The sequence below is a fragment of the Planococcus sp. A6 genome (genome assembly GCF_028823615.1).
Lineage (GTDB): Bacteria > Bacillota > Bacilli > Bacillales_A > Planococcaceae > Planococcus.
In genome coordinates, this window is sequence record NZ_JAPEHT010000105.1 from 1 (window position 1) to 11,730 (window position 11,730).

Here is an 11,730-nt window from a genome sequence, read left to right on the forward strand (position 1 = left end):
GATTTTTTGCATTCACGATACACCGATCATGACGGCGATGACGAGTGCGACGAGCGCAATCAACAGCCAGCCGACGACCAATTTCCAAACGAATTTTACCCATTTTTCATAAGGGATCCCGGCTACCGCCAAATAACCCATCAAAGCAGCAGATGTCGGGATGATGGAGTTGGTGATACCGTCTCCGTATTGATACGCAAGCACCGCCACTTGGCGCTCGATTGACAATAGATCCGACAGCGGTGTCATGATCGGCATCGTCGTTGCCGCCTGGCCGCTTCCCGAAGGAATGAAGAAATTGATGACGACTTGTGTGAAGAACATGCCGATGACCGTCAAGGCATTCGGCAAGCCGCTGATGACGCTTGATAAGCCGTGGATCATCGTATCCATGATGACCCCTTGCTCCATGATAACCAGAATCGCACGGGCAAAGCCGACGATCAATGCGCCAAAGACTACTAGTTTCATGCCATCGACAAAAGCATCGAACATGCGATTGATGCCCAGGTTCCCGACGAGCCCTGCCGCAAAGCCGATAATGACGAACGAGGCAGCCAGTTCCGTCAAGTACCAGCCCCATTCGAATACACCGTAGACGTTGATGCCAAGGCCAACTGCCAAGAACACGAACACCATGCCGTGGCGCCAGTTGAATGCACCGAGCGCTTCCGCCTGGTCTTTTGTCGATGATTTCTGTGCGCGTTTCTCGATTTCATAGATGACGCTTTGTGTCGGGTCTTTTTTCACTTTCGCCGCATAGCGCATGACGTACCAGATTGCGAAGCTCAGGAAGAAGATATATGCCCCAAAGCGGAAGCCGATTCCAGAGAAGATCTGCAATTCCGCGATGCCTTGTGCAATCCCGACGGTGAACGGATTGAGCATGCCGCCGATAAAGCCGGATGCCGCACCGAGCGAGACCATCGCGGTTCCCGTCATGGCGTCAAAGCCGATTGCCCGCGCTACTGCGATGCCGATCGGCACGAAGATGATGACTTCTTCCGCCATCCCGATAGTGGCTCCGAGTACCGAAAATAGGATCATGATAATCGGGATGAGCCATTTTTCACGCTTTTCGAGCCTATCGACCACTTTGGCGATTCCGGATTCGATTGCCCCAGTCGCACGGATGATGCCAAATGCGCCGCCGACTAGGAAGATGTAGAAGATGATGCTTGAAGCTTCAGACATCCCTGTGGGAATCGCTTTAAACAATTCAAAGAATCCGACCGGGCTTTGTTCCACTTCGGCGAAGGAATTGTCGATGACGACCGTGCGCCCATCCACTTCCTCCCGTTCGTATTGCCCTGCTGGAATCAAATACGAAGCGACCATCGCCGCGATCATGATCAAAAATAAAATCGCATATGTATGCGGAATCTTATCTCCGCTTTTTTTAAGTTTTTGGGGTTTTGCCGTCATGCAAAATCGCCCCCCACTGTACAAGATGTGACCGTCAATTTCTTCAGCTTCTCCGGATCGACTTCAATGCCGAGCCCCGGCTTGCCGCTCAAGAGTACATGCGGATGCTCGTATTTCAAGTCGCCGATTTCTTCACTGAATAACAGCGGCCCTGTCAGCTCGGTGCTTTCGATATTGATCCGCGACATAGCTGCATGGTAACCGGCGCTAGATGCAACGGACGACTCCACCATTGAACCGATCTGGCACAGCATGCCCGCGGCTTCTGCGGTTTTCGCCATTTGCACTGCATGGAAAATTCCGCCGCATTTCATCAATTTGATGTTGATGACATCCGCTGCATCGAGACGGATAATTTCGAGCAAATCTTCCATCGATTGTACCGTCTCATCCGCCATGATCGGCACGGCTGTTTTCTGCCTTACTTCCGCCAAACCGCGGATATCGCCCATGCGAATCGGCTGTTCGACCCAGCTGAGCCCAGCTGTTTCGAGCTGGCGAATCGCTGAGACGGCGGTCCCGACCGATTTCCATCCTTGGTTGACGTCGACACGGATCGGCATATCCGGTCCAACTTCATTCCGTACGGCCAAAATACGTTCCACATCCAATTGTGCGTTGCCTGCCCCGACTTTCAGTTTTAACGATCCGTATCCCGCTTCGACGGCCTGTTTCGCTTTTTTCGCCATGATTTCAGGCGACTCGATGCTCAAGACACGCGGATAGGATAAATGCTCTTTCGACTGGCCGCCGAGCAAATTATAGACGGGCTGTCCCGAAGCTTTCCCCATCAAGTCATAGCAAGCGATATCAACCGCGGCTTTCGCTGCCGGGTTGCCCGCCAAAATCCCGTTCATCTTATGATGGATTGCTTCAATATCGAACGGATTCATGCCGATTACAGCCGGCAGGAATAATTCCTTCAACACTTCGTAGCTCGCCGTAAAATACTCGCCCGTCACATGTTCATCCGGCACCGCTTCCCCGTAACCGACCAAGCCATTATCCGTTTCCAATTCAAGAATCAAAGACGGCATGTCCGGATAAGTCGCATAGGAAATGATGAATGGTTCATGCAAAGGAAAGCGCACTGCATGCAATCGTGCTTGAGTGATTTTCATAATGAAGCCCCCATTTATAAGTAGTCATGTATGATTATACTATAAAAACTTTTGCAATAGCGTAATAATTTTGATGCTTGCTGGAATACGGCGTATAATAGCCTCATTGCGTGTGTAAAATTTTTGTAGGATAAAGGAGTTTATTATTCATGAGCTTATTAAAACAAACCGATACATTAATTGATTCCTTGCAAGAGGAAATGGTGGATATGGAGACGCCTGCTTATATCGCAGCACGCCTAGAAGAAATGGGAGTCGAAGTGCGCCGGGGCGTTGGCGGACGAGGCGTCGTCGGAACGATCCGAGGCGGCAAACCCGGCAAGACCATCGCTTTCCGTGCCGACTTTGACGCGCTGCCGATCGATGACCAAAAAGAGCTTTCTTATAAATCGACGATTCCAGGCGTGATGCACGCTTGCGGTCACGATGGCCATACTGCCGGCCTTCTTGGCTTCGCGAAAGCGATGATGGCAATCAAGGAAGATCTGCGTGGAACGATTGTGCTGATCCACCAATTCGGTGAAGAGCTGTCGCCGGGCGGGGCACGCGCAATGATCGAAGACGGCTGCCTCGATGGCGTCGATCTCGTGTTCGGCGCTCATCTCCAGAGCAAAATGGAATCCGGCAAGGTTTACCTTCGCGATGGCTACCTGCAAGCTTCTGAAGACGCCATCAAAATCAATGTCTACGGCTCCGGAACCCACGGCGCCGAACCGCATACCGGCATCGATCCGATACTTGCCGCGAGCCACATCATGGTCGCTTTGCAATCGATCGTCAGCCGCAATGCCGACCCGTTGAAAGAACTCGTCGTGTCGATCGGCAAATTCCATGCGGGTGACGCTGACAATGTCATCCCAAGCAAAGCCGTCATGGAAGGCACCATCCGCGTGTTCGACCCTGAACTGCGCAAGCTCGCCAGCGAACGCGTTCGCTCAGTCGCTGAAAACGTCGCTGCTGCCATGGGCGCTCGTGCAGAAGTGATTGTCGAGACCGGCTACGATTCGCTCTGGAACCACCCCGAAGCGGCAGAAATCGTCCGGACTTCCGCTCGCCCTGTCGTCGGCGAAGACAACGTCATCGACATCGACCCGATCATGCCAGTCGAAGATTTTGCGTATTACACGCAAGCGAAACCTGGCGCTTACTTCTTTGTCGGCGCGAAAATGGCAGATGAAGCGCTCGTCTATCCACACCACCACGAAAATTTCGATTTCAATGAAGACGCGATGAACACGACGGCAAAAGTGTTCGCTTCCATCTATTTCAACGCCCAGCAAGCAGAAACCGATTCTGCAGAATAATAAAACGTATCCCCCTTCAGCTAATCGCTGGAGGGGGATTTTATTGTATGCTAACCGAAACAAACTGCTAGTGAGACAAGTGAGCGAGGTATATTGTCCATTGCTTGCTTCACCTTCAAGCAGACGCCTCCCGCTTTGGGCATGCCTCTCGCTATAAGCCGAGAAGAGCACTCGTCTTATGGCTCCGGCTAGCCCGTGAGCGCGGTTCGGCTGTTAGTTTTCAATGGATTTTTTGAGTGATGAAGTATCTCTTTTTCACATGTTCTTCCGCTGGTGGATGATACTTATTTAGACTTGTGAGTGAGAAGAATAGTTTGTCGATCTTTTCATCACGAAGCAGCCGCCTCCCGCTTTGGGCATGCCTCCCGCAATAAGCCAAGAAGAACACTTGTCTCATTGCTCCGGCTCGCCCTTATGCGCGGTTGGGCTTTTAGATTTCATTGGATGTTGCGTGCGAGAAAGTATCGCTGTTGGTCGGGTGCATTCGTTGATGGAGACGCTTAGTTGAACTTGATAGTAATAAAGATGCTTCACTGACTATTCTGCTTGTAATTATGGAGCTTTCCAAAGCTGTTTGTGCTTACTTCAAAGTGTGATGAATTTCATTTCCTCTCTAAAACTAAAGATGGAGCGGAAAGGGGCCGACGCCTGAGGGATCGCGCGGGCTGGCGAGACAAATGTGCCGCGCTCTTTGCGGCACATTGGCTCAACACCCGCCCCTCGGCAAGCGTGCCCCTTGCAGCGCAATCTCTTCCACTCACATCTCCACTATCCGTCTTAAAAATAGTAACGTCCTGTCGCATCAGCTGCATGACCTGCATCCTGCAGGCCCCTTGAAGCGTAATCTCCCCCTTACTCGTCCTTACTCTTCATAAGCTCAAAAAAACCCCGCACAACTCAATGAGTTGTGCGGGTTTCGTGTTACTTGATGACATTCAGTTCTTTGCCGACTTTTGCGTAGATCTCGATCGCTTCGTCGAGCATGTCTTTCGTGTGTGCCGCTGTTGGCATGTTGCGCACGCGTCCAGTGCCGCGCGGAACCGTTGGGAAGACGATCGATTTCGCGTAGACGCCTTCTTCGAACAAGCGCTTCGAGAACTGTTGTGTCAATTTCTCGTCGCCAATGATGCATGGCGTGATTGGCGTGGCAGAATCGCCGATATCAAAGCCAAGCTCTTTCAAGCCTTTCTTCAAATAATCGCCGTTGTCCCAAAGCTTGTCGTGAAGTTCTGTTGAATCGATGATCTTTTGGACCGCAGCCGTCGTCGCTGCCACGTCCCCTGGCGTTACTGCTGTCGAGAACAAGAACGGGCGGGAGCGCACGCGCAGCCAGTCGATCAATTGCTTCTTGCCGGCTACATAGCCGCCGACAACGCCGACTGCTTTCGAGAGGGTTCCCATCTGCATATCGACTTCTTTTTCCAAGCCGAAATGCTTCACAGTACCTTTCCCTTTACCTGTGACGCCTGAACCGTGCGCGTCATCAACGTATGTGATCAAGTCAAACTCTTTTGCGATTTCCACGATTTCCGGAAGCTTCGCGATATCGCCATCCATTGAGAAGACGCCGTCTGTGATGACCATTACTTTATTGTACTGGCCGGATTCAGTCGCTTCTTTCGCTTTCGCACGAAGATCTTCCATATCAGAATGTTTGAACGCGATGATTTTCGCTTTCGACAAGCGGCAGCCGTCGATGATCGATGCATGGTTCAATTGATCGGACAGGATTGCATCGTTTTTGTCCATGACCGCAGAAATTGCCGCCATATTGCAATTGAAGCCGGATTGGAATGAAATCGCCGCTTCTGTTCCTTTGAACTCAGCCAATTTCTCTTCCAATTCCACGTGCAAGTCGAGCGTCCCGTTGATGGTACGGACAGCGCCAGCGCCGACTCCGTATTTTTCGATCGCTTGAATCGCTACTTTCTTCAAGTCTTCATCCGTTGCAAGCCCCAGGTAGTTGTTTGATGACAAGTTGATCAGGTCCTTGCCGCCGATTTTAATAATCGCCCCGTTCGGGCCTTCTACCGGATCGATCTCATTATATAGGCCTTGTTCTTTCAATTCCGTTAAGTTTTCTTCCAAAAACGCATCTAATTTTTTCGACACAGTCCTCTTCCTTTCAAAAAACAAATTCTGACTCCATCTTATCACACCGCCATTTTTTCCAAAAGAAAAAGCGGGCCGCGGCCCGCTCATTCCCGATTATTGCTTTTTGTTATTGCCTTTTCCTTTACCCTTGCCTTTGCTTTTATCTTCTTTGTACAGCACTTCATACGTGAATTCTTTTGCTTCTTTCTGGTCTGGCGTTGCTGCATAAGAAGTAATCATTTTCAGGTTTCCTTCACGCAGCACTTGCTGCAAGTCGAGCGCTTCTTTTTCCGTTACATTGTACGGATCGACATTAAATACGCGCTGCTTGCCGTTTTTCTTCGTTTGGATGAATGTCGTCGTGAAGTCGACATACTCCCCTTTCAACTGGCCGAGTGACTGGAATGGCTCTGTAGAAGTTCCATCTGCCGTGAAATCACCCAGTTGGATATCTTTGATGAACCAGCCGGCTTCGTTAGAGCCCCAGTCGGTCATGTTGCGGAACGATACCAATACGTCTTGCCCTGCGTATGCCGACAAATCAAATGTTTCAGTAGACCAGTTTGTTTTCTCACCTGTGAAGCCTGGCACGTTCTCTTTGATCGTCGGGTAGCCTTCTTCCACTACATCGGAACGCGTGTTTTCGTTCTCGAGTGATTCCCACGTTTCGCCGTTATCCGTAGACACTTGGACAGCCGCGAAATCCCATTGCTCTTCGATATTGTAATAATGCTCAAAGCTCAATGTCGGGTTTTCAGCTGGAACCTTTGCCCCGAAGATCAAGGCTTGGTCTGCTTCGTCGCCGTTATTGGCATGAAGCACTTGCTCGGAAGCGTCAAGTGGATTGGCAACAGTGTCCCATTGCAATGGCAGGAAATCCACGCCGTCGAACTTCATCCCGCGCACTGTGCGGTCCAAATCGAATTCCTTAAAGTCGCCGCCCCATGCCGGAACGCCTTCTTTTTCAAAAGTTTTCGCTTTCTCGAAATCGACGGTCTTGCCGCGGACGCCGTCACCGACTGGCAGTTCGCGCAAATCGATGCTATCGAATTTGTAATCCTTGCTGACCGCGTCGTCATCGAGCGTTAATGCGGTCATGAAGTCTTGATATACTTCAGTGAAGGTCTTGTTCGTGCCGTAATCTTCCAATACTTTATCGACACTCGCCATGCCTTGAGTCGTGCCATCTGTCGCTAGTTCACGGATGAACTCTTTGCCGAACTTGTCGTACATATAAAGCGTGAACAAGTAAACTTGGCCGTAATCTGCGATCGTTTCAGGTCCTGTTGCCGCTGTTCCATGCTCATCCCAGTTGACGAGCGAGTTTTCCGGGTGGTCCAAATAGAAGTTGATCGACCCTTCACCGTGGCCATAGCCGCCGAGGAATTCTGAGAAAGTCGACATGCCTTCGTTGAGCCATGTTTCTTCTGCGCCGTCGTTATCCGCTTGGATCAAATGCTGAAGCTCGTGGATTGTCGTGCCGAAGAAGGTGCTCTCCAGACGCGTTTCCCATGAATTGGTATCGATCGTGATGATATTGCGGTCCGTATAGTTTTCAAGCGTCTGCCAGAAGAAACCAGCTACGAAGAATGGATAAGATGGATTGTTCCAGCCTTCGTCCTGTACGTTATCGACGAGCATGATCACTTTATCGGATCCTTCATAATAACCTTCCGGTAGTCCGACCATGCCAGGAAGCGGCGACTTCGAGCCGTCCAGCGAATCAGGAGTGCCAAAGAATTCGGTCGCTTTCGGATAGATATTGCTGTCGAATTCTACTTTCAATTTATCCACTTGCGCTTGAGTGACGATGTCCGCGGGTTTCGGGTTGTCCGGGCCATACGCTAAATCATTGGCAACCCAGATTTCCACATTGTCGCCGATGCTGCGAAGCGTAAATTCTTTAAATGCCAAATTGCGGTCTAAGAATAGCTTCGTTCCGTGATCTTCAGTGAAATGCTCGCTTGCCGCAGCTTCTTCTGAACCGTCTGCTGTTTCATCGTTCAATGCTCCAGCCTGGTCTTTGATGCGCTGCTCTGCTTCTTTTTGGAACGATTCATCATTCGTTAACCGGTTTAGTTCTTGGTCGATATCAATGCGTTCGCCGTAGCGATCCTCATCCCAAGCGCCGAGTGATGGCAGCTCCTCGACTGGTGCAGCACTCGCTGCTGGGGAATAAAGGGAAAGCGCCAATGCGCTCGCTGATAGAATAGGGAACCACTTGCTTTTTTTCATGTATATGTAACTCCTTCCAGAAATATCAGAATATTTTTTCTTTCTAAAGATTACCACTTCTTTCGTTCTTGCTAAATAGGGTAAAGTATTTATTTCGCTACCCGAAATACAGGATATTGGTTACATTCAAGTAGTGTATTCAGTGGGTAAATTATATTAATATTCTGATTTGGCAGTCTTTTGATTTTAATAAAATCTATAGAACTCCATTAAAAAAAGCGGGCATCTGCCCGCTTCTTTAAAATTTATGCTAATGCTTGCTGCAAGTCTTCTATTAAGTCTTCCACATCTTCAATTCCAACAGAAATTCGCACCAAGCCTTCTGTGATGCCGAGTTCTGTACGGCGATCTTCAGGAATCGATGCATGCGTCATCTGTGCCGGAACCGAGATCAAACTTTCTACTGCACCTAGACTTTCAGCTAAGGTGAAGTATTTCAGCTTGGCCAGCAAGTCATCCGCTTTTTCTTTACTCCCGACGTCAAACGAAATCATTCCGCCGAAGCCGCGTGCTTGTTTTTCCATCAAGGCTTTGCCGGAATGGCTGTCGAGCCCCGGATAAATGACCGCTTCGACCGCTTCATGCCCATCCAAAAACTCTGCAATTTGCTGGGCATTGCCATTGGTCTCTTCCATGCGGATACCGAGCGTTTTCAGCCCGCGCATCAATAGCCAAGAATCTTGTGGCCCAAGAATCGCGCCGACGGAATTCTGGACGAAATGCAATTCCTCGGCCAATTGTGCTGTATTGACAACGACAAGCCCTGCGACGACATCGCTATGCCCGCCGATATACTTCGTTGCGCTATGCAAGACGATATCCGCTCCGAGAGAGATCGGGTTTTGGAAATAAGGCGTCATGAACGTGTTATCGACGATCGTCAACAGTCCGTTCCCTTTAGCGAAAGTCGCCACTGTTTCAATGTCTGTCACTTTCAACAGTGGATTGGTCGGTGTTTCGATAAAGATTGCTTTCGTGTTTTCCTGTACGGCAGCTTTCACTTGCTCCAAATCACCCGTATCAACAAAGGTAAATTCAAGCCCGAAGCGATTCAGTACTTTATTGATAACGCGATAAGTCCCGCCGTATACATCGTCCGTCAAGATGACATGGTCGCCTGCTGAGAACAGCATCATGACAGAAGAGATGGCCGCCATCCCGGAACCGAACGCAAATCCTGCGTGCCCGTATTCCACATCCGCAATCAACTCTTCCAGCGCGTGGCGCGTCGGATTTCCGGTGCGTGAATATTCATAGCCTTTGAACTTGCCCACAGCTTCCTGCTTATAGGTACTCACTTGGTAAATCGGTGTCGATACAGCGCCGGTTGCTTCGTCTCCGAAGATCCCGCCGTGAATCAATCTAGTTTTCGGTTTCATTGTTGTTCCTCCTCAAAAAGAGCTCCGTAAATATCCTGGCTTAAATAGCGTTCGCTTGAATCGGCAAAGACCGTGGCGATGTGGCTGCCAGGTTTCGCTGATTGTGCTTCACGCAAAGCGGCAACAAATGCAGCGCCCGATGAACTGCCGACGAGAAGCCCTTCATTCTCTGCAAGCTCACGGACGGCTGCAAACGCCTCTTTATCTGTAATCGTGTGGATGGCATCAAAATATTGCGTATCCATAAACGGTGGCAGCAATTCCATGCCGATGCCTTCGGTTTTATGCGGACCGGACTCCCCACCGTTTAAAATCGAGCCTTCCGGTTCCACGATGACGGTCTTGATTGCCTGATTTTGCGCTTTCAAATAACGGGAAGTTCCCATGAACGTGCCGCCGGATCCTGCACCCGCGACAAAGATATCGATCTCCCCGTCCATCTGCTCCCAAAATTCAGGGCCAAGCGTCTGGACATAGGTGTCAGGATTGGCGGCGTTTGAGAATTGCGCCGGCATGAACGCGCCTTCTTGCTCAGCTATTTCAGTCGCTTTTTTGATGGCGCCTTTGATGCCATCGGCGGTCGGCGTATTGATTACTTCAGCACCTAATGCACGCATAAGCGTTTGTTTTTCCATGCTGAACTTTTGCGGGACGACCAGCTTCAGGCGATAGCCTTTGCCGATTGCCGCAATGGCGAGACCGATGCCTGTATTGCCGGCAGTCGGCTCGACAATCGTGCCGCCTGCTTTAAGCTCTCCGCGTTTCTCCGCGTCGGCAATCAATGCCACGCCTAGACGGTCTTTGACGCTGCCGCCTGGATTGAAAAATTCCAGCTTGGCGAATATCCGGCAGCCATTCGGAATTGTACTATGCGTCAGTTCCAATACCGGCGTGCGGCCGATCAATTGCTGAATCTCTGTTGCGTAATCCATGTTGAGTCTCCTTACGCCGATTCTTCTTTGAAGATTTGGCGCCATTCATCTTTTTTAGAAAGCATTTCTTTGGCGATTTCGTGTGCACCTTCTAAGCTATGGCTTGCTGCCCAGCCGCATTGCACCTCGTTGCAAGCCGGCACTTCATCAGCTGCGATTACATCTTTCAAAGTCGCTTCCAAAATTCTTAGAATATCGTCATAGCTGTCGTGGTTGATCATTGAGATATAAAACCCTGTTTGGCAGCCCATCGGCCCGATGTCGATGATTTGGTCTGAATGGTTTCGGCTATGCTCGGCCATCATGTGTTCAAGCGAATGAAGGCCCGGCATGTCCATATGTTCTTTGTTGGGCTGTTTAAAGCGAATGTCGTATTTCTTGATAACGTCTCCGTTGGCGCCAGTTTTTTCTCCAGCCAAGCGGACATAAGGTGCCGCTACTTTTGTGTGATCCAAGTTAAAGCTTTCTACATTCATTTTTTTCATGATAATCTCCCTTTCATCGTTTAGTTGCGTCCATCAAGAACACATAATTATTTAGACGTTTGAAGTTTACATCAAAACCATTTTGCTGAAACAATCCTTCTAGTACAGGCACTGTCGTATAATGTTCACGCTTCAAGTCTTCCACGAGGTTTTTGTGGCCCTCGCCTTCTTCGTAAACGATGCGTCCTTGTTTTGCCTCTTCCGATTCGAAAACCGTATCGGCGAAAACTACTTTCCCACCGCTCGGCAAGAGCGACGCGTAAAGCTTGATTGCCTGCTCTTTCTCTCTATCTGTTAAGTGGTGGAAAGCATAACTGCTGACGAAGCTTTTCGGTTGCTGTGGAAGATCGAAATCCAGAAAATCCCCATCCAACAGTACGAGTTCCGGGAACTTATCTGCTGCCGCTTTGCGCATTGCCGCATTCGGTTCGATGCCGGTAACTTCAATTCCTTTTTCCAGAAGCGCTGCTGTCAGATTGCCTGTGCCCGTGCCGAATTCAGCGACAGGGCTTACCGCTTTCTTCGCGACAGCCTCTAGAATATCCTTGTAGTTTTCAAAAACCGCTGCATATTCCGGGTCTTTCCCACCAACTGAGGCATCGTAAGTATGCACCCACTCATCAAAGATCTCGACAAATTCTCTCCCCATAATTGTACTCCCACTCTCTCAGATGTTATTATACACAAATCCAATAGTCTTACTTGGTTTTATTTATAACATATGCTTTTGTCTAGTTCAACTGACAGGAGTTGAA

At 49.7% G+C, this 11,730-nt stretch carries 9 protein-coding genes; 1 reads left to right on the plus strand and 8 read right to left on the minus strand.

The window, feature by feature from the left end:
- Positions 1 to 12: 12 nt before the first annotated feature.
- Together ON064_RS13905 and ON064_RS13910 are read right to left on the minus strand one after the other, a co-directional pair.
- The gene (locus tag ON064_RS13905; RefSeq protein WP_274625232.1) at positions 13 to 1,425 is read right to left on the minus strand and encodes a YfcC family protein; all 1,413 of its coding nucleotides are present in this window, start codon (positions 1,423 to 1,425) and stop codon (positions 13 to 15) included.
- Positions 1,422 to 2,546: a mandelate racemase/muconate lactonizing enzyme family protein gene (locus ON064_RS13910; RefSeq protein ID WP_274625233.1), complete on the minus strand. Its 1,125-nt coding sequence runs from the start codon at positions 2,544 to 2,546 to the stop codon at positions 1,422 to 1,424. The genes ON064_RS13905 and ON064_RS13910 overlap by 4 nt, the downstream gene beginning before the upstream one ends.
- A 149-nt stretch (positions 2,547 to 2,695) precedes the next feature.
- On the opposite strand from ON064_RS13910, the gene ON064_RS13915 reads away from it, so the two are divergent.
- Entirely contained in the window at positions 2,696 to 3,850 is a 1,155-nt protein-coding gene (locus tag ON064_RS13915; protein WP_274625234.1) for a M20 metallopeptidase family protein, read from the plus strand.
- Between the two features lie 921 nt (positions 3,851 to 4,771).
- On the opposite strand, the gene ON064_RS13920 is transcribed toward ON064_RS13915, so the two are convergent.
- The 6 genes from ON064_RS13920 to ON064_RS13945 form a co-directional block, all read right to left on the minus strand.
- Positions 4,772 to 5,962: a glycine C-acetyltransferase gene (locus ON064_RS13920; protein WP_274625235.1), complete on the minus strand. Its 1,191-nt coding sequence runs from the start codon at positions 5,960 to 5,962 to the stop codon at positions 4,772 to 4,774.
- 96 nt (positions 5,963 to 6,058) lie between these two features.
- The gene (locus ON064_RS13925) at positions 6,059 to 8,179 is read right to left on the minus strand and encodes an immune inhibitor A domain-containing protein (protein WP_274625236.1); all 2,121 of its coding nucleotides are present in this window, start codon (positions 8,177 to 8,179) and stop codon (positions 6,059 to 6,061) included.
- 245 nt (positions 8,180 to 8,424) lie between these two features.
- Positions 8,425 to 9,558, minus strand: coding sequence for a bifunctional cystathionine gamma-lyase/homocysteine desulfhydrase (locus ON064_RS13930; RefSeq protein WP_274625237.1), 1,134 nt, complete (start codon positions 9,556 to 9,558; stop codon positions 8,425 to 8,427).
- Entirely contained in the window at positions 9,555 to 10,490 is a 936-nt protein-coding gene (locus ON064_RS13935; RefSeq protein WP_274625238.1) for a PLP-dependent cysteine synthase family protein, read from the minus strand. The genes ON064_RS13930 and ON064_RS13935 overlap by 4 nt, the downstream gene beginning before the upstream one ends.
- Positions 10,491 to 10,501: 11 nt before the next feature.
- Entirely contained in the window at positions 10,502 to 10,975 is a 474-nt protein-coding gene (locus ON064_RS13940; protein WP_121298464.1) for an S-ribosylhomocysteine lyase, read from the minus strand.
- A gap of 13 nt (positions 10,976 to 10,988) precedes the next feature.
- Positions 10,989 to 11,624 (minus strand): class I SAM-dependent methyltransferase, encoded by a 636-nt coding sequence (locus ON064_RS13945; RefSeq protein WP_274625239.1) that lies wholly within the window; start codon positions 11,622 to 11,624, stop codon positions 10,989 to 10,991.
- Between the last annotated feature and the right edge of the window lie 106 nt (positions 11,625 to 11,730).